Annotated in this window: 14 protein-coding genes; all 14 read right to left on the reverse strand. The window is 40.3% G+C overall.

Annotated elements, in window-relative coordinates; genetic code table 11:
- Positions 1–55: 55 nt before the first annotated feature.
- The 14 genes from MHI24_RS09605 to MHI24_RS09670 all read right to left on the reverse strand — a co-directional run bounded on the left by MHI24_RS09605 (position 56) and on the right by MHI24_RS09670 (position 21,120).
- Positions 56–5,314 (reverse strand): S-layer homology domain-containing protein, encoded by a 5,259-nt coding sequence (locus MHI24_RS09605; protein WP_340025404.1) that lies wholly within the window; start codon positions 5,312–5,314, stop codon positions 56–58.
- A 259-nt stretch (positions 5,315–5,573) separates the two neighbouring features.
- Positions 5,574–7,358: an aminopeptidase P family protein gene (locus MHI24_RS09610; RefSeq protein ID WP_340025405.1), complete on the reverse strand. Its 1,785-nt coding sequence runs from the start codon at positions 7,356–7,358 to the stop codon at positions 5,574–5,576.
- Between the two features lie 95 nt (positions 7,359–7,453).
- The gene (locus MHI24_RS09615) at positions 7,454–7,606 is read right to left on the reverse strand and encodes a hypothetical protein (protein ID WP_340025406.1); all 153 of its coding nucleotides are present in this window, start codon (positions 7,604–7,606) and stop codon (positions 7,454–7,456) included.
- 109 nt (positions 7,607–7,715) lie between these two features.
- Positions 7,716–9,071, reverse strand: a complete 1,356-nt coding sequence (locus tag MHI24_RS09620) for a helix-turn-helix transcriptional regulator (RefSeq protein WP_340025407.1) — start codon at positions 9,069–9,071, stop codon at positions 7,716–7,718.
- A 260-nt stretch (positions 9,072–9,331) separates the two neighbouring features.
- Positions 9,332–9,979 (reverse strand): YdcF family protein, encoded by a 648-nt coding sequence (locus tag MHI24_RS09625; protein ID WP_340025408.1) that lies wholly within the window; start codon positions 9,977–9,979, stop codon positions 9,332–9,334.
- Positions 9,980–9,982: 3 nt separating this feature from the next.
- A complete protein-coding gene (rfbB, locus tag MHI24_RS09630) occupies positions 9,983–10,978 on the reverse strand; it encodes a dTDP-glucose 4,6-dehydratase (RefSeq protein ID WP_340025409.1) in 996 nt (331 codons plus the stop codon).
- 310 nt (positions 10,979–11,288) lie between these two features.
- Positions 11,289–12,521, reverse strand: a complete 1,233-nt coding sequence (locus MHI24_RS09635; protein WP_340025410.1) for a nucleotide sugar dehydrogenase — start codon at positions 12,519–12,521, stop codon at positions 11,289–11,291.
- Between the two features lie 40 nt (positions 12,522–12,561).
- The gene (locus tag MHI24_RS09640) at positions 12,562–14,598 is read right to left on the reverse strand and encodes a heparinase II/III family protein (protein WP_340025411.1); all 2,037 of its coding nucleotides are present in this window, start codon (positions 14,596–14,598) and stop codon (positions 12,562–12,564) included.
- Positions 14,595–15,866 (reverse strand): oligosaccharide flippase family protein, encoded by a 1,272-nt coding sequence (locus MHI24_RS09645; RefSeq protein WP_340025412.1) that lies wholly within the window; start codon positions 15,864–15,866, stop codon positions 14,595–14,597. The genes MHI24_RS09640 and MHI24_RS09645 overlap by 4 nt, the downstream gene beginning before the upstream one ends.
- A gap of 33 nt (positions 15,867–15,899) precedes the next feature.
- On the reverse strand, positions 15,900–17,237 hold the full coding sequence (locus tag MHI24_RS09650; protein WP_340025414.1) for an O-antigen polymerase: 1,338 nt from the start codon (positions 17,235–17,237) through the stop codon (positions 15,900–15,902).
- Position 17,238: 1 nt separating this feature from the next.
- Complete coding sequence (locus MHI24_RS09655; RefSeq protein ID WP_340025415.1) at positions 17,239–18,345, reverse strand: hypothetical protein; 1,107 nt, start codon at positions 18,343–18,345, stop codon at positions 17,239–17,241.
- A gap of 26 nt (positions 18,346–18,371) precedes the next feature.
- Positions 18,372–19,475, reverse strand: coding sequence for a glycosyltransferase family 1 protein (locus MHI24_RS09660; protein WP_340025416.1), 1,104 nt, complete (start codon positions 19,473–19,475; stop codon positions 18,372–18,374).
- 11 nt (positions 19,476–19,486) lie between these two features.
- Positions 19,487–20,257 carry a glycosyltransferase family 2 protein gene (locus tag MHI24_RS09665; protein WP_340025417.1) on the reverse strand — a complete coding sequence of 257 codons (771 nt, stop codon included), beginning with the start codon at positions 20,255–20,257 and terminating at the stop codon, positions 19,487–19,489.
- Entirely contained in the window at positions 20,254–21,120 is an 867-nt protein-coding gene (locus tag MHI24_RS09670) for an NAD-dependent epimerase/dehydratase family protein (RefSeq protein ID WP_340025418.1), read from the reverse strand. Before MHI24_RS09670 ends, MHI24_RS09665 begins: the two co-directional genes overlap by 4 nt.
- Between the last annotated feature and the right edge of the window lie 20 nt (positions 21,121–21,140).

The raw sequence follows: 21,140 nt of genomic DNA on the forward strand, positions 1-21,140 counted from the left end.
TCAAATCAAAAGCAGCGATTCCCCTTATTGGAGAATCGCTGCTTTTTAAATTAGACTAATGCTTCAACTGATACAACCGGTAGATCAAGGCAGCCGCTTCTGCTTTGGTAGCTGTCTGGGCAGGGCGGAAGCTCTGATCCTTGAAGCCTTCAAATAGATGCGTACTCTTGGTCAGCGCAACGCTGGAAACTGCCCATTTCGATATTTTGGCTCCATCCGTAAAGGATGCAATTACTGCTTCCGGCTGGGCAACAGCCGATTTGCCGTTATACGTTGTAAGTGCCCGTGCAAGCATCGTTGCGATCTCCTCACGGGTGATGGTTGCCTCAGGGTCAAAAGCTACCGGCGATTTACCGTTAATGATCCCTGCTGCATAAGCCGCAGCAATCTCATCCGCATACGGATTCGTTGTCTTAATATCCTTGAACGGCAAGGCCAGCCCTTCCCCATTCAGTCCGTAAGCTCTGGCAATCATTGCCGCGAACTGCTCACGGGTGATCTTCTCCGATGGAGCAAATACTCCGCCTTCATCCAGGATTCCCTTGGTCAGCAGGTAATTGATCTCTTTAACGGCCCAGTGACTGGCAGGCACATCCGTGTATGCAGCAGCTCCAAGCATCACGGTGTACTTGCTGAAGTGTCCTCTCGGAGCGGTTACGGTCTGAGTAACAGGGTCATATTTACCGCCAACCGCTTCCCAGGTAAGACTCTGTTCATTCAGGACATACACAGTCAGATTCTCCAGATTAGCCTCGGAGTATTTTGAAGTATCAATCGAAGACACATCAAAAGTCACATCAATCGGCATGGCAAAGCTCTTAACTGGCTGATCTCCAACTGAAGCACTGAATTCCATTACAGGAATGTTGGCCAGCGGTTCTGCCTGACGGGGTTTGTTAACAACAGCATTCTCTACAACTTCTGCTGCCAGATTAATCTTCTGGCCTGCCTCAACCTTACCGAAGGTATCAGGCTCAATAGTGAATGCCGTCTGGTCCATTTGAATCTTCAATCCGGCAATATCATTCTCTTGCACCAGCGTAAGAATCTCGGATGGCAGCGTGGTATTCAGCTTATGAATCCCTTTATCCACCGGAGGTACTTTCACCGTTAGAGTCAGCTTTAGATCCGCAGCTGCCCCGGCTCCCAGCTTGCTTGCCAGTTCCCCGGAGACAGTACCTAACGCCTGCTTGGCCGTTTCAATCTGTGCACTGATCAATCCCGAATCCAGCTGCGAAGAGACAGCATTGCCTTCCACTTTAACATGTTCTTTGGCAATTGTGACTTCACTAGCTTTGTTCAGCGCGGCCTGGCTGGAATGAATAACAGCAGCCTTTAGCTTCTGAACCTCTTCAGCCGGAATGCCCTGCGCGTTATTCAGCACTGCAGCAGCATTATTAATAAGTGTCTGTGCAACCTCTACTGCCTTGCTGGAGCTATCCAGCTTGTTCAGTAAGTATGGCGCACTTCCTATTAGCTCCGTAATCGAACTCACAATCTTCTGTTTCTCTGCGGAATCCTGAATAGCACCCAGGAGCTGTGCTGCCGTATCCATAGCCTGAGACAAGCTCTTACTGTTCTGTTCAGCCTGTGCAGGTGTGTTAGCCGATTTGAGGGACTCGGCAATGCTGGACAACGCACTCTGGGCCGCCGAAGCTTTCTCTGCTGCGGTACCGGAGGTGTTCTTCAGCAAGTCCTGCAGCTTCTCATTCTGCTGTTGAACCTTCTCGTTATTACCAGTTGGCGCAGCTGGGGCAGGCACAGCCGGAGCAGTCCCCGGTGCTGCCGGCCCGCTTCCCCCTGGTGAAGGCACAGGATTCGTACCGGCATTGCCGCCGCTGCCTCCATTATTGCTTTCCGGCGGGTTCGGGGCCGGATTAACCACAGGACCTCCAGACGACTCCAGGATCACTTTTTTGTCCAGGGTATAGGTCTGTCCATCGATGGTCATCGAAGCTTTGATCACGTAAGTACCGTCCGTCAAAAACTGGTTATCTGCATAATTATAAGTGACCGCCATTAGCGGGTAGCCTTGTATGATCTCTGTAGATAACACTTTCCCCGCTTCGTTCTGAAGCTCATAGGAAGCCTGTTCCGGGTACAGACTCTTACTGCCGCTGCTCCATCCGCCGTTGGCAACCAGAATTTGCGGCTTCTTGATCTGTCCAATGGAGTTGCCTGCCGTATCGGCCAGTCCAATCTCAAGCAAGGTCGTACCCGCAGGCCGGATCAGCTTGCCATTCTGCAATCCCACAATGTCCAGCCCTTTCAAGGCCGGTGGCGTAATCTGGGTAAGCGTACCTGCCTGCAGCGTTCCAGGTGCGAAATGAATATCATACTGGTATTCAATAGCACCCATCAGTTGGTCTACAGATACTATTACATCACCAGGAGTCACTTGCACCTGATTGGCATTGTACGCATAGCCTTGGAGTGTCGATTGGCCCGCAGTCTTATATTTTACCGCATAGATGGTCCCTGCTTCGGGTGCCACCAGCGTAGCCAGCGCAGACGCACTGTCATCCATCGACAAGCTATTGTCTCCTGCACCAATGACAACCTGATCACGGTATACAAAAGTGTCTCCCCGCGTATGTGCCAGCATACTGTAGGTTCCTTGAGTGGCGTAGAAATAATTCTCACCTGCAGGATTGCTGTCGATAACATAAGGGATATAATCCGCCCCAGCCAAATCCTGCCGCACCACATACAGCTCATCTGTAGGCTGATCTAATATAACCTTGCTGACTTCCTGAAGCTCTTGTCTTGCGTCCAGCACCAGTGAATAATCCTTGCCGGGTTCTGTATTAATAGAGCCATACATGTAGTAACCATATTTGGCCTCCACTCCTTCATGGCTTCTGTTGTAACGCATGAAGTCAACGTCTACAGCTGAAGGAGAATCCACCACCAAGAATCCCTGCGACCCTGGAGTGCGAATGTAAGAATTGACAACGTAAGAGGTCCCGTCGCTTTTGGTCACTGTAGCCTGGATATTCGCATCATCCAGCGGAATCCCGCCCGCATAGTTACCGCCTTCAGCCTTATCGAGGCCGCGTACACGAATAACAGCCTGTGATTGCGGATCAATAACCGCTATGTTTACACTTTTAGATAAATAATCAGCCTTCTTAAAATACAGTTCTCCAAGATAACCAGCCTTCTCAGCAGGAATGGTGAACGTTCCCTGCTCATTGGTGGTGCCAAGCACCTCGTCATAACGGCTGATCTGTACCCCGGCTACCGGCTGCCCCTGGGCACCTGTATCATGCTGGCGTACAGTAATGGTTACCTTTTGCGCCTGTTCAACGGTCAGGTATGGCTTATCTACCAGGTCAACCAGTTGTCCATCGTTGCCTCTAATCTCAATATCCATTTCGTTCTTCGGCAGAACCTTCAGCTCAGCCTCGCTTAGCAGTTTTCCCTGTACGTAACCGCCGCTTTGATAGGTGTATGGGAATAGCTGAACTTTATACGTCCCTGCTTTGGCAGGCTTCCAATCCCGCTTGTTGACCCGCTGCATATTCCCGTCCTGTTCCTCAGTGGACCAATACAGAGATTCATCCGAGATCACTGCGCCGTTCTCATCTGTGATGACCAGCTTATAATTACTGCTGAGATCAAGACGATTCTCATACTCATCGGTCACCTTCACCAGAACATTCACACTCTCACCCAGAACCACCTGATCACGGAGCTCAGCCTCGTCATAGTAACTGGAGCCCGGCACCCGGAAGCTGATCCCGGCCTGATAAGTACTGCCGCCACGAATCGTATACTCATCGTCAACCGGAGTGAAATATGAATTCAGCACAAGCTCATTCGGATTGCTGTTGTCCATACCGCCAAAAGTAGTGTTTGCCGTCAGACGGTGAATCTGTTCGCCTTTAGGTACATACAGATTACCGCCTTCGGCAAGAACCGTAGGACTAATCTGGTTATAGTTATATCTTTCGTTCAGATAAGAGATGTTTATTTTAGCTTGTTCCCCACCCGTAGCAGGCACCTGAAAATGCAGCTTGCTGAAATCCCGGGAGTGTCCATCATAGAATACTTCATGTTTTGCTTCGGTCGGCGTGATTTTATTGCGGAATATAATCCTGTCCTTGGTATCATACCCTCTAGCAATTGATGTAAATTCATATTCCTTATTCTTCTCAAGATAAATACTTTGTCCGAATAAGAGCTTAGAACCTCTTGCATTATCAATCTGTTTGTACCTGCTGTTATCAATGAGAGAATAGTTCTCTACAGATAAGGGCTCACCATCCCAGGCAGCGCGGAAGCTGATCCGGCTGAAGTCACTGGCATCCTTGATGATTTCTTTGTGCCCCCCGTCTTCGGCAGCGTACAATGAAGAGGCAGGAAGCCGGAACATGTAAGCTTCACGGTTCTCAGTTGCGATATAAGCTTGGTAGTCTCCAGATACCTCTCCCGTTCTTAACACCAGCACTGTATAGCCCGGCACAATTACCTGATATACCGTTCCTCTCAGCCCGGTATAACTCAGGGATGATTGGGTGAACAACTTCCCCTTGGCATCCAGATAACGGACAGCCACCATATATGTACCCGCTTGCTCCAGATCAGTGACATAGATCGGCTTGGCTTCATACTGCTCGCTTCCCTGCTTAAGCAATACGAACATAACCGGACTGCTCATGAATAATTTATGATTATCCCTAAGATGAATCTGTCCGTTCTCATCCGTGGTGTAGTAATAGGACTGATAATTCGTCCAGATTGCCACCGATTCATTCACAAGCGGAACACCGTTATTCAGGATGGTAAGCCTTACATTCTTATCATCACTGCGGATCTCCGATTGTGCAGCAGCTTCATATGTATTGGAATCCTTAGTCATCCGTTCAACAGAGATATCAATACCCGCAGCTGAAGGCACCCGGATACTCTGCGGCGGTGTCACCACCAGCCCCTGCCCGCCTGTATATTCGGCATGAAGCGAATATTCCTGACCGGCAGCCAGTCCTTCAAAAGAAAGATTGCTGTACGTCATAGAAGTATACACTGCATCCAGCACAGTCAGCTTGGCTTCACTTCCCGCCTTCACCTGACTGGCTATTTCCACATCTTCTTTCATAAGTACGAACTTAACCTCATTCAGAACCTTAAGATCTCTGTAAGTCACATCCACTACACTGTTGACCGTAATCTTTTGTGTGCCGTCCGGCAGCCGGTCATTAGAGACAACCCCTGCTCTGAACGGAGCGGCTGATACCTCAAGCACACTTAATAGCGATAACAATAGGACCATAACCATTGAAACCGCTGCTCTTAATTTCTTCGAATACATACTCCATCTCCTTCTCCCCAGTTCGTGCATTGCCATCGATAGTTATATTATTACTCCTTCCCCAGTTAATCCTATTAAGAAGAGTCACAACAAGGATGTTACATTTTTTCAGTGAAAATGTCTATTACTTCCTTAATAGGGTCTCAGAAAATCAGCTTTACGCCGGAGATTTTGTCACATTTTGTCTGCATCGTTTTAACGCGAATATAAAAAACGGCGAAGACCTCTCATGTCCCCGCCGTTCCAATCCCACTCTTACTTAGCAATTCAGAGCCGCTGTCTCCCCCTTCAGCCACGTCCGGTGCTCTTCATCCAGCAGCGGCGCCAGCTTGTCATACACCTTCGCATGATAGCGATTGAGCCATTCCAGCTCCTCGCCGCTTAGCATAGCTGGCACAATCGCCCGGTGGTCGACCGGCAGATAGCAGAGGTCCTCGAATTGCAGGAACCTTCCGAACTCCGTCGTCACATCCTCCGTAATCAGCAGTGTGTTCTCAGTACGGATGCCGTGACGGCCTTCCTTATAGATCCCCGGCTCCACCGTAATAATCATCCCTGGCTCCAGGACGACCGCATTAGGCTTGAAGCTGAACCGCTGCGGATCTTCATGCACATTGGAGTAATAGCCCACCCCGTGCCCGGTGCCGCACTTATAATCCAGACCATTGTCCCACATCGGCTTGCGGGCAAGAATATCTAGCGTAGAGCCTGTCGAGCCGTACAGGAATTTCGCTGTAGACAGTGCAATCACCGATTTCAGCACCAGCGTGAAGTCTCTCTTCTCCTCATCTGTCAGCGGGCCGAGCGCCAACGTGCGGGTAATATCGGTCGTCCCGTTCAGGAAGTGTGAACCCGAGTCGAGCAGATACAGCCCCTTAGGCTCCAGCAGAACCGGATGGTCCGCAGACGGCGAGTAGTGCATCATCGCGGCGTTCGCACCGTAGGCAGAGATACTGGAGAAGCTTAACCCGGCAAAAAAAGGCTGCTTACGCCGCAGCTCCAGCCCCTTCTCGTCTGCTTCCAGCTCTGTTACCGGACGGACGGGGACGGTCTCCTGCAGCCATTTGAACAGCCCCACAAGGGCGGCCGCATCCTTCAGATAGACATCACGGATATTGCGGATCTCCACCTCGTTCTTGATCGACTTAAGAGCCACCACAAGACCCGGCGCTTCAATGCTCCTAACCGTGGCCGGGACCGCTGCCGCCAGGCTATACCCGGTTTTATTGGGATCGTACAGCACGGAGACTCCCTCGGGGAGCGTCTGCAGGAAGGGAATAATATCATCGTACTCCCTGATCTCCACACCATCCCGGCCTAGCGTAGCCTTGTCTTCCGGGGTAGCCTTATGGCCTCCGGCGAATAACCATGCATTATGTACACCAACAATGGCAAAAGCAGTCACATACGGATTATACGGGATATCCCGTCCCCGGATGTTGAACAGCCAGCATAGATCATCCAGCGCAGACAGCACATAATAATCAGCGCCTGCACGCTTCATCGCGAGCCGGACCTGCTCCAGCTTGGCCCCCCGGCTGAGGCCGGCATACGCTTCATCATGCAGCATCAGCGGCTCAGCCGGAATCGCCGGCCGGTCCGTCCAGATCGCGCCCACCGGATCAAGGTCTGTGACTGCCTGAATGCCCTTCTCTGCGAACTTGGCCTGCAAACCCTTCATAGCGGACACGGACAAGGTTCGGCCGTCCACGGCCATCCGGGCGCCTTGCGGCAGCTGCCCGGCCAGCCATTCATCCCATTGCGGCACGCCGGGTTCTGCCATGCGGAACAGACGGATACCTGAGCCCTCCAGCTCCCGCTCCGCCTGAATGTAATACCTGCCATCTGTCCACAGGCCTGCGTCCGTTGCCGTGATCACAGCCGTTCCGGCCGAGCCGGTGAAGCCGGTGATCCAGCGGCGGCTTTTCCAATGCTCCCCCTCATATTCACTGATGTGCGCATCCCCGCTCAATACCACACAAGCGTCCATCCGGTGCTCAGCCATCCATTCTCTTAGTTGACGTATCTTCTCCCTAGGCTCCATATCCACCCGTCCTTCTCTATAGTCTACTGAATGATCATACACCCGCCTCTCAAGAAAAAAAAGGAAGATTAGCATACAAAAAAAGATGAAGACCCTCAGGTCTCCATCGTCTCCCTTTCATCTTTGCGTACCAGCTTCCGCCGCTGCTTCCCCTTCTTGATCCACAGCCGCCCGCTGTCATCCTTGAAAAACCTGATCCCCACTAGCCGCAACGGTGTCCATACTTCCCTAAAATAATAATTAGGCATAGTACATATCTCCCAGACTATAGATAGATTTGCTACTAATTATAGACCGGGATACCTGGTTTGTTTGTCGCATTATGGAAGGGGAAGAGGAAAAAGTTGACTAGATGCGCTATAGATATGCCCCAATTTGAACTTTGTATTGTTGATGCTCTTCTTCATCTACTTGATTCCGATATTGTCCAAACAGATCGACACATTTGATTACATTGCTCTTGTTATTGATCCTAACAGACGATTCTAAACTTTGCAGGATAAATCTAATTCCCTCTTTGCGATTGTCATGTAAATAATAGGCTGCCAACTCAGCGAGGAATTTAATGTGGTGGTCCAACATAATCTGCCGATTATAATCGCCAAATGCTGTAGAATACGTCCGGTAAGGAATATAGGAAGCAAACCGCTCCAGAATATCATCAACATTCCAGTCATAGCGGTTAGCCGACAAGATAATATTGTATAACGCTATCAATATCTCATCTGGTCGATCAGATATATATTCAACATAGTTAGAGAGCGCCTCATATTGTCCTGCCATCACCCGATAAAGCAGTCTGTTTGCAGCACCCCACTCCTGAAACTGAGCCACAGTCCGCTTCACTTCTTCATCGTCCTCCTGTATCCAGCTTCCATCCATATAGAGGGATACCCAATCTAATGCCGCTGAATAGTCTCCTATTTGCTCACACACATTTGATCGGATAAGCTGTGCGTACAGGATATAGAAGTACGGGGGTTTCTCGGGTTTTCTCTCGTTATTCTCTCTACGTTTCGACTGCCGCTGGAGATTATAACGAATAGTTGCTAATTGCTGCATCTTCTTCGCGAGTTCATCCACTTTATGCCACCGATTCATTGAACCGTAGACATGACCCAAATGATTCAACCCGTCCAATTGATCCGCTTCATCCAGCCGGTCCAGGTAGCATTCGAAGAGATGCGCCGCCTGCAAATTCCGTGCCTGGTCATCACCAATGGCGATACGGAACAGACGGTATTGGCATATCGCGAGCCGCTCGGAATTCTGATACTTCTCACTGGCACTCACATTCTTATACAACAATTCGGCAGCCTGCCACAGTCCCTCTTGAAACAGTCCTTCAGCCACTTCGAACAGCATGGGGGCATAGACCAGATTCTCCAGCAGATTCTGAACAACCTGTTCAACGCAATCCAGACGGCCCAGCTCAGCCGAACGCACCAGAAAAGGCCGCAGACGCCGCCAGGTGGGTGACGAGAAATAGAAGCATTCATCCACATACAAGCTGTAGAAATGATCCTCCGGCAGATCCATCGCCTTGGTGATTCGCTCCAGATGATTCATAGCGATAGGCTGTCGGCCACTAAGTATCCGGCTGAGCGTTCCTGAATTAATGCCGGATTGACCCGAGAATTGATGAATAGACATTTCCTTCTCCGACAAATACAACGCTAACAGATCGCGAATCATAGTTGTAGTAGGAACCACGCAAACACCACCTAACTGGAATCCAAATATTATTCGGTTTATATAATGTAATAATATGTCACATTATTCCAATATTCAATAACGTAGAATGCCACAGATTAGTATAATCCGTGAACTACTGGCAACCGGTTTGCCATGACGGTAAAAAAATAGAGACCCTAGTAGTCTCCTAAGGTCTCTGTCGTGCTGATATCACATCGGCGTAGCCGCTGCCTCCGCTGCTTACCCTGCCTCACCCACTACCGATTCTGGTCCTCCCGCTACCTGCGGAACCAGCGTTTAATCTGCTCCAGCGAGCTTTTCGCTTCCGGGCCATTGTAGCCGAAGGCATTGCCAATCATCTTAATATATTCGTTGAACGTCGTCTCCCGGCTATACCGGTCCCCCCACCACGCCTTCGCGTCATAACCCGATTCCGCTCCGATATAAGTCAGCGCAATCCCCGACTTATTATACACATGATCGAAGATAAACTTCACCCGCCGCATATGAAAATCCGACGACACCACAATCGCCGACTTGAACCCATGCTGCTTCATGATCGGAAGCGTGAGCTGCGCATTCTGGTAGGTGCTCTCCGCAGCGTCCTCAGTCAGAATCGCGCCCTCCGGCACCCCCAGGGAGAGTGCGGTTTCGCGCATGTCTCCGGCGGGGCCGGTGATCTCTTCGGAGTTGGAGAGCAGTAGCTGCCGCGCATAGCCTTCTTGATATAGCTTAACCCCTTGCTCCACCCGCCCTCCCCCGCCGCTGAGGATGATGATAACATCAGCCTGCCGGGGAACTTCAGAGAGGGGAAGGAAGCGCCCCGCACAGAAGAGCAGCACGACTAGTAACAGAAGAGGCAAGTACAGAAAAAGCATTCTTTTTCTGCGCTTGCCCGGCTTGGTCTTGGATATTGAATGTGTCATAAGCTACTTCCGGTACTCGCCGCTAAGAATTTGCTCCCACCACTGTGCATTCTCCGTATACCACTGGATGGTCTGGGCGATCCCGGTCTCGAACGTATACGTAGGCTTCCAGCCCAACCGCTCCAGCTTCGTTGGATCAATCGCATAACGCTTGTCATGGCCCAGCCGGTCGGCAACGAATTCAATTAGGGACTCAGATTTACCTAAGGTATGGATAATCGTCTTCACGACTTCCAGATTAGTGCGCTCATTATGTCCGCCTACGTTGTACACCTCACCACTCACGCCCTCATGCAACACCAGATCAATCGCAGCACAATGATCCCAGACATGCAGCCAATCCCGGATATTCGCGCCGTCTCCATAGACGGGAACCTTCTGTTCATTCAGAACCTTCGAGATCGTAAGAGGAATCAGCTTCTCTGGGAAGTGATACGGGCCGTAATTGTTGGAGCAGCGTGTAATGTTCATCGGCAAGCCGAAGGTCTCATAATAAGCCCGAACCAGCAGATCAGAGGATGCCTTACTCGCGCTATAAGGACTATTCGGCTGAAGCGGTGTCTCTTCCGTGAAGAATACCGCAGGGTCGAAATCCAGCTCGCCATACACCTCATCCGTAGATACATGAACAAACTTGGTAACGCCAATCGTCCGCGCCGCATCCAGCAGCACCTGGGTTCCCATGACATTCGTTCGGACAAATACCGCCGGATGAGTAATGGAACGGTCCACATGACTCTCGGCAGCAAAGTGAACAACATAGTCAAAACGCTCCTGTGCAAAAAGAGACATCACCGCTTCACGGTCAGCAATATCGGCCTGAACGAAATGGTAGTTCTCCCAGCCTTCAATGCCTTTGTGCTTGTTCAGATCCCCGGCATACGTCAACAGGTCCAGGTTATAGACCTCATAATCAGGATATTTATCTATAATGTAATGCACGAAGTTCTCACCAATGAACCCGGCCCCTCCGGTAACCAGCAATTTCTTTCTACTCATGAGTTACACCTCAGAATCATTCGAATGTTATAAGGTATAAAAGCAAAACTAGCAGCTTAATAAAGTATGTAGAAATAAAAACACATCTTTCAATATTGTAAGTCCAATCTCAAAATTGAGAAAAACACTCTTAAAAAGAGCATAACTAGGAAGAGAAGCAGTGAGTTGGGACTGCATAATTAAATTAATCAACGATGATACTACTTCAAATTAATCGTTGATGTTTAAAAGCTAGTATCCAATCAAGCATTAGCCATTTCTTACAAAAGATGAAAATATAAATCATTATTTTAGTTGATCATAAATTTCATTACAATTTATAAACACCCTCAAAGTAACAAACATTTTTGGTATCCAGTATTAGCTTAGTCTTCAAATTATCCATGTTATCTTTTATATGCGAGTGCGAAACCATAATAACAAGAATATCAATTTCATTTAAAAAGTCATTAAAATCCATTATCTGATTTTCTACAACTACTTCCTTTAGCATAGGATCAAATACCTTTACACCAAAAGCTAAGTGTTCATCCATTTTTTCTAGCAATTGAAGTGTCGGGCTTTCTCTTATATCATCAACATTTTCTTTGTATGTAAGGCCATATAATCCAACTCTCGAGATATCTTTAATGTTATTATTTTTCATAATATCTCTTATTCTTTTTAATACGTGCTGTGGCATAGAATCATTAATTTTTCTTGCAGCCAAAATGAGATTAGTTAAGTCCGGATAATCTCCTACTAAAAACCACGGATCCACAGATATACAGTGTCCTCCAACACCTGGACCAGGCTGTAAAATATTCACTCTCGGATGCATATTGGCAATTCTTATAATTTCATATACGTCCATATCGTCTGAGCGACAGATTTTTGTTAATTCGTTAGCAAATGCAATGTTAATATCTCTAAACGTATTTTCTATAACCTTGGTCATTTCAGCAGTTCTTATATCTGTTAATACAATTTCTCCTTTACAAAACACTTGATACAACTCTTTAACAATATTTCCAACATCAATGTTATCCGAACCGATTGTACGAGAATTATTAATCAATTCATATATCATATTCCCAGGAATAATTCTTTCAGGAGCGTGGACCAAGTGAACATCTTCTCCGATGATAAAGCCATTTTCCTTTATAAGTGGATATACCAATTTATTAATTGTACCTGGTGATACAGTCGATTCTATTACAATTGTCGAACCTTTTGGACTAATTTCCATGATACTTTTGAGAGCTGATAATACATAAGTTGGATCAATCTTTTTACTTGTTTTATTATATGGTGTTGGAACAGCTACAATGTATATATCTGCAGGATGATAAGTTGTGGAGAAGCTAATTCCGTGAGAAACAGCTTTTTCAAATAATTCTGTAAGTCCATCCTCCTCAAAAGTTACTTTCCCAAGCATAAGTTGAGTTATTAATTTTTCATCATAGTCAGTTCCAATTACCTCAATATTATTGGCAGCAAACATAAGTGCTGTTGGAAGCCCTATATAACCCATACCTATAACGTTTATTTTCACATCTAACATTTGTATCTCTCCTTTTTCTTTAATGAAAATGATAATTTGTTTATTCTGTTGTTATAGTAAGCCCATGAATACTGTCTTGAGTTAACAACCGCCCATACCCAGATGAAGTAAATTCAAAATCTTTGCAAGTATAATCAAAATATTGATTACTTTTATCAGTAATTAATATCATATTTTTGTCCAATTCAATTTTTCGATAATGAATGATATTACTGAAATAGACCAATAACTCAATCGAATTATTCTTTACTTGTAAAACTTCACCTTCAATATTAATTTTAAGATGAAAACAATCTACAAAATCATTAGTCTCAACACCATGATAAGGTACATTATGAGCTCTTACACTCCTAAAAAGGTTCCTTTTATCAATAAAAGGCGTATAAATATAGCTTCCTTGATCACAAAAATAGCTCTCATTCTCAAAATCCATTTCAAAATGTAAAAAATCATTATGTGCATGTGCTGTATGCATATTTTTTAAAACGGTTGGTGTACGTACATATAATCTAAACCCTTCAATTTTAAATACAGCTAATCCAAAAAATGGAGAAAACTCCGATAATGAATTATTAAGTTTAATGTCTTCATAAGGTAAAAAAATGGTTGTTGTTTTTTCATAGGTAAGTTGTAGACTCGCTAAATCCACATTATGATTACAACTATAATCTGAAAAATTATGAACAGCTTGCAAATTAATCGAACTATGATTAATAAGTGCATTCATAATGCTAAAATTAATTGGGGATTTCTCAGCATAATCTTCTAAACCATTTAGATTAGTGATTGCGAAAATCATTGCTGGAAGAGACTCATTATTTAATTCATTTTCAAGAAATGGTTCTTCAACAGCCTCATCGCTTTTTTTTCTAGATATGTTTGAAGAATGAAAACATTGTTTAAAATCTAATTTTAGCAATCTTCCACTGTCATTATCGCCTATTTGAATCATGTTACCATTATTTCTTGTAACTAAAATTGCGAATTTAGCAATAGAATTCAATTTTTCCAGTACTTCATTATCTATTGTAATATTGTTCCTTAATAACAAAGCTATAGAATAGGATGAAATTTCACCACTTAGTCTGTGATAGGCAGTAGAACATTCAAAGTTAGATCCATCATGTAAAAATTGTTTTTGAAACTCTATTAAAAATTCTTTAGAAGCAAACTTTAACCATTTTTGAGTCGCTTTATTTTTAAAGTAAGTAGAGACAAACAACAATCCACAAAGGTTTGATAAATAATGATTTCCATTTAATTTTGTATTACCAATATTTATTTCCAAATTCCTTCTGATAAACTTTCCATGTTTAATTATATGTGTTTGAAGATATTCATTAAAACTTAAGTCCAAAGTTCCTTCTTCATCTATCTGTAAAAAGATATCGTATGATATTAGTATATTGATGATGCGAATTGATACATCCATTGTGCATATCCAATTAACCCCTTTACCTAAAGGATTGCTTTCGCAGAAATCATAAATTTGATTTCTAAATTCTCTGATTAAAGCACTACGTTTATCTTTCATTAAAACCCCCATTATTGCTAATTGAGGAAGATGGTGCATCCTCGATAATTCCCAAGGCATTTTCACATCCACACCCTGAGGCAGATTTTTTAAAGATGTTGAAAATTCCTCAGCATTAAACAAATATCCTGATTTTAAATCTCTTTGCCAATCAATTAGAGAATAATTCTTATCGACTAGTTCTCTTACCTTTTTTTCGAATGGTCTCTTATTGCGAGTTTTATAAAGTATATTCTCTATTCCTGGTGCTTTTGCGTTATAATCTGCCGATACCCATCCACTACCCAATATGTTAAACCTATGTGATATATATAGATCACTCAATATGTTTAACTTTCTATTATCTAAATCCTGAATATTAATTTTCTTATAATCAATTAAACTTTCAAATCTCGGAATTTTATTTTTTATGTAATGAACGTTTTCATATTTATATAAAAAACCATTCATATTCAGCTTTGCTAATACCTTTTTAATTATAATTTTTTTAATTTCACTGTTAGAAGAGAAAAAAATTTTAATCACTTTTTTAGTAGTTTTCATCTTCGATGAACTCCTTTATCGAACAAGATAAAAAAAGTAACAGATACATTAATAAGTGTATGAGCAGTTATAGTGGCAATTGCAGCACCATTTATCCCATATATAGGTATTAAAATCCAAGCTAAAATTATGTCAATAATAAGTGCTCCGGCAGCAAGGGCACAAAGAGTTTTGTATTTCTTGGCAGCCATCATAATACTTGTATTTGAAGCAAACATATAACTAATGCCAACTCCAATAGTCAAAATTTTAAAAGTAGCTATGGAATTATCATATTGGCTTCCATTTAGTAAAGGCATAAAGAAATCACTGGCTAATATAATTATTAATGAAAAAGGAACCACAAAAATCCAAGTCTTCTTCAACCAAGTTAATGTGAAATCTTTTCTTTGTGTAAAATTATCTATATATTCTTTTTTTGAGGTCCGTACCCTCAAAACTGCCTTTATTGAAGGCAATAATGTTAAAAGCAATGAGTAATATTTAAATGCTATTCCGTAAATAGCAACATCCTCAACACTCATTAAATGAGAGATCATTACAACATCAACTTGATTAATTACATTTAACATAATTAAATAAATTATAATGCCAATACTGTCATGAAGCATCAATTTAAAATTACTAAAATCCATTAAGAGTTCTTTAAATGCAACTCCTTTATATATTGAGTAGCTACCGAAAAAGAAGGCAAGAATACCACAAAGAACATAAATAACAAATACCTGTTGTCCATCTGCTTCACCAATAAAAATCAACAATATTAATAAAAATGCCAAAAGAAAAACATTTCTTAGATTATTTGTAATACCTGATTTAATATACATCTCTCTAGATTGAAAATAGCCTTGATTCATATTAATTAATGACAATATAAAACCATAAAAACTTGCAAAAACAACAACCGTTACAGAGGTATTATAAATTCCAGACAATATAGGAACAATTAACAAACTTAAAAAGGATAACATTATTATTAAAATTGAAGATAGCATATGTAATCCAAAACTTGACTTTCCAGTCCTGGAATATTGTTCAGTTGAGTAGCGAATAAATGAAAGAGAGATGCCTTCACCGAATATGCCACAAATAAAACTGGAAAGCGCTGTGAATTGTACTAACTTGGCATATTCAGATGGGGGCATCATCCTGATCAATAAAATAGTAATTATTATCATAAAGACTTTAGACAAAATATCAAAAGCAAATACATTAAAAAAATCTTTAGGTATCCTATTTCTAATTTTTTTGATCATTATAGTACTCATGATTTCTCCTCAATCAAAATTTAACTGTAGGTCTCACAATTGAAATCTACTATTATTATTAACTAGAGACAACAGAATAAGAGCTAAAATGAAACCATATACACTTACAACTACGAAAATCGTAGCTCCAGTAATCGCGTAAATCAAGAAGATCAAAATGGAAATATATGATTTGACCTCCAAACCTGTTGTAGCCTTATTTAGCAAGGAAAGTAAGACTCCGTATGCTAAAGGGATTAACAAAACTCCAAATGTACCATAAGAATAAGCACTACCAAACATGCCTGTATTAGCACTTATTGCTGAATTATTAAAGTATACACTTCCAATTATATAAGGTACTCCCAATGTATAGGGGTATTCATTTACAAAACCAGCCTTTTGAAAAATGCTCACGAAAGGAATCACTGAAGGCATTTCTTTGAAATATTCAAAATAGCAGTTACTTAGAATGGCAGGTAAATAGTACATTCTCTCTAAAATAGTACTTACTAAAAAAGAAGTTTTATTAAACAAAGCTTCAATAAAAATAAGGATGTTTAGTAAAGTTAATAGCAGAGGTAATAATTCAAATATAAATTTTTTATAGAATGAGTAAGCAATTATGGAAACCGGCAAAATAAATAATGCTGCTTTCTGATTATCAATGCTATATAAAAGTAATTGGATATAAATCAAAGTAATTAGAAAAAACCAGTTCTTCTTTTGCCAAAAATATACTCCTGCGAAAGGAACTATAATATACATTGCATTGTTTCTAAAATAATCTATTGTCGAACCTAAATTTTGACTCTTAGCCATACTCCTTAACTCATATATCTTTGTTGAGTCTAAAGTTAAATTTAATTTCAATCCATTAATTAAATAAGAAATAATAAATACTCCCAAGCAAAAAATGTATACGAGTATTAACCAAACAAAATACTTGGATTTATTATTTAATTTGAAATTACGTTTAAACGTTATTTTTTTTTTCTTCCCACAGAAAAAGTATACTGAACTAAGAAAAACCGTCCAAAAAGCAATGAAATTATATAAAAACTCATATTCAAGATTTGCTAATCCAAACAAAGAAATAGTTGGAACAAAACTAATAACAAATAAGCCCAAAGTCAGAATTTCTGAAGCTTTATTGGTTGTTTTTAATATACTTTTATTCACAAATACCGTTGCGATCAAAAATATTATTAAAGATATTCCGTACTTTATTTGATTTATTTCTAAGTGAAAAATCCCTCTTGATAACAATATACTTTTTTCATGATATTCATTTAGAACTGTCACATAAAGAAAATCTAGTGAGAGGCGATATAAAAACATATTTAAAGTAAAATACTTTACTAGCTTCCCTTCTCTTTTCAACGTATTCATTCTAGTCCTCGTTTCCCTCTACCAAATCAATAAATTGTTGACATACATTTTTTATATTATATTTTTCAAGAGGAATTTTCAAAGCAGTTGAGTAATCCCCCTTAAAAAAGGAATATATAATATCTGTTGATATCTCATCATGTTTTATAGATAAAATAGGTCTATTGGTAAGCGCATAGTCCACAAGCTTAGAAGGAACCTGATTCGAAGTGCTGTTCTCCAAGTTTATTAAAAAATCCATACTACTCAATTTTGTAATGCAATCTTCTCTTGGAATTAAACTATTAATCTCGAGTTTATCTCCAAGAATTTTTTTGTAAGGTAACAAGACATCATTATAGACTGCTCCATGCGTCATAGTATACATTACAAAAAGAAAATCGATATTCATTTTTGATAATGCATTTAACAACTTTTCTGGATTTCGTATTTCTTTATAGAATATCCCCGCATAAGCAAATGTAATTCTTTTATTTTTTTTATACTCCTCTAATTTGACATTTTCAAAGTTAAAACCTTGTGGAATAACCTTTATTTTATTTTTATCAGTATAATTTTCAAAATAATACAAAGCATTTTCTGTAGGAATTGTTATATAATTCACTGCAGAACATGCATATTTCTGTAACGCTTTAAAATAAAAAGCTACTTTAGTGTCACCACTTTTAAAGAACGGATCACTCCAATCAGATATACTTATACATTTAGTGCTCTTTATTTTTTTTATTTTAAGCGCTGTTATAAAATTTATATAAAAGGGTAGACCAATTGATACGATAGAATCATATTTTTCAACATCTATATTTTTATACACAAAAAAACCAGATGTCACAAAAAATCTATCTCCAAGAAAGAAATTGAAAATATCTTTTAACTTTGATAGAATCGGATTATTTGAGAGCTTAGCAGAATTACTATTGCTAACATCCTTTTTTTCAAAATCATTTTGATTATAATCTTTATGAAGAATAAATTGCTTATAGTCTCCCACAACAAGATCAACTAAAAATCCTCTATTTCTAAATTCATTCACTAACTCTTTCGCACGAAAAGCTCTTGGAACATTTCTTGGAAAATACCAATGAGTAACAATTAATATTCTCTTCATGTTTTACCTCCTTGAAACAAATAACACTAAATTACATTTAAATAGCGATTAACCAATTTTTCCGCCTCTATATAAATATCGAATCCCGATTCTGAGACTTCTTTGCGTTCAATATATCTACTTTCGATTGTATTACTTATAGCAGTATTAGCCCATTTCTCAGCACTTAATTCCAGACTTAAAAAGTTAATATTCTCTGTAATCTGTGCTTCTTTTGGGACAACATCAGATGCAATGCATTTCAACCCAGATACTTGTGCTTCAATCAATACAATTCCTAAACCCTCAAACAAAGATGGTAAAATAAATACATCAATGCCCTGTAAAATCTCATTAATATTGTTAATTTGCCCTAAGAAAAAAACAATATTTTTAGGTAATTTTTTTTGTACCTTTTCTTTTATTTTCTCCTCAAGCGGACCTGTACCTACTAGTAAAAGTACAGCTTTATTATTTTTTTTATAAATTTCGCAAAAGATATCAATTAAAAATTCATGGTTTTTCTGATTATTAAAACGGCCGATATGTCCAACCACAAACTTATTATCTAATTTCATCTTTTCTCGAATACATTTACGTTTTTCAATATCAAAACTAAATTTTTGGAAATCTATTGCGTTGTTAATAATCTGTACTTTTCCATTCCTTAATTTTTCTTTCCCGTAAAAAAATTCACCTGCATTTTCTGAACAGGCGTAGAACTCATCTACATTTCTTTTTAAAGGAATGCATAATACTCTATTTCGAAGTGAGTTGATCCATTTATCTGAATACTTGGTTGTATGACAATGAGAGATAATATGTATAAAACCATACTTACGAGCTACAGGGCATACTATCATATTTAAGTAAACCTCATGCAAATGCATTATCTTGTAACAACCATTATTTTGTTTAAAAAATAGTAGTAGGCTATTTAAAGCAGCCCGTGAAAATCCGGGCTTTTGAATTTTATAAACTTCCCCCCCAAGCTCCCGTATTTCTTCAGCATAATTATTATCTTCATCTATCCAAAACAAGAAATCAAATTGTATTGCTTCTCTATTTATATTGCGATAATAGCTCATCAAAAAACTCATAACCCCACTATTAATACCAATAGTTGAAACGACATGAAGAACTCTCTCCATTGTTTAGCCGTCTACTCCTTTCGCTTAATTTTTTTGTATTTACGAATACCTCTCACAATGTACCAACTCATATAGTAACTAGAATAAATCACATTTAAACCCACATAACGATAGGTTCTGTAAGCCATGATCAACGATTTCAGCTTATTTCCTGATTTTGATGTGCTAGTAATTCTGTAAATCAACAAAGGCTCATTAATTCCATAAGCGAAAGGAAGTATTTTTAAGATTCGTAACCATGCACTGTAATCCTCATGTGTATTATCATTGTTCATACTAAACATCTCCATGTACTTCTTCTTAATAAGAACAGAAGAACATGAGATTACATTTTGTTTAAGTAACTGTTTGTAGCTCACTCTATTTGGTACTTCAAAAATCGAGTTATACGGATTACCCCGCTCATCAATAAATGAAGAACCTGTAAAAACAAATTCCGCATTATTAGTAGCTGTATATGCTAATTGCTTTTCTAGTTTGTTTCTTTCCCAACAATCATCACTATCAATAAAAGCAATCCATTCTCCATTAGCCAAGGAAACTCCTAAGCTTCTCGTGGCAGATACACCCAAATTTCTTTTATTAAAGATCATTTTAATACGACTGTCTCTTTTACACATCATTTCTATTATTTCTGCTGTTTTGTCATCTGAATAATCATCAATGATTATTAATTCAAAATCACAATAGGTTTGTGTTAATACAGATTTGATTGCTTGAGCAATATATTTCTCGCAATTATATGCTGGCATAATTATACTTACTAATACTTGCAATTTCATTTGCCTCTTTCCGTAAAATAAATGGTTTTTTTGAAGTCTTTTATACTGTATTCAAAAATATCAATAGGTTCATATATTAAGCTTCCAAACAACTTGTTAATTGTCTTGATTTTATTTTTGGAAATTTTTATCAAAAAGTTAAAAACCTTTATAAATTTCACTTTTTTTCCGTTGGCCTCTGCTATTAATTTCACCATTTCACTAGTATTAACATACTCTGTGTTTTGTGGAAGAAATATACCTGAAGCATTATCATTTATTAAATGAAAGATATACTCCGAAAGATTATCAATATAAATCATACTTCTTTTATTATCTACATTAGGAAATATAGGAAGTTTCATTGCAAGTTTTGCTAATTTCGTATAGTTCCCCTTACAATTCTCCCCATAAACCATTGGTGGCCTAACAATTGTTACTTTAAATTCATTGTCTTGAAGCTTCATAATTTGTTCCTCAGCCTGCAATTTTGAAATACCATAGCTAGATTGTGGATTGGGAACCGTTCCTCTAGATATCTTTCCATTTTCAATCCCATAGACGCTCATTGAACTAAGAAATATGAACTGCTTAACTCCGCTTTTCTTAGCTTTTTGAGCTAATTCAATAGTTAAATCTCTGTTAACTTTAAAATAAAGGGATGCATTAAGAGTTGTTTCTTTTATATGTGCAATACCTGCTACATGATAAACAACATCATAAACGGATAAATCTTTTTCTCTCCATCCTTCACCCTTCATGTCAATAGTCTCAACTAGAATAGATTGTGATTCATAATGATTTTCAACCCACTTTATAAAGGAAGTTCCAATATAACTATTTAGACCTGTCACAAGTACTTTTTTTAGTCCAGTAGCAGTCATGTCGAGTCTCTCACCGCCTT

Origin of the sequence: Paenibacillus sp. FSL K6-1096 (genome assembly GCF_037977055.1) — a bacterium.
Lineage (GTDB): Bacteria > Bacillota > Bacilli > Paenibacillales > Paenibacillaceae > Paenibacillus_AQ.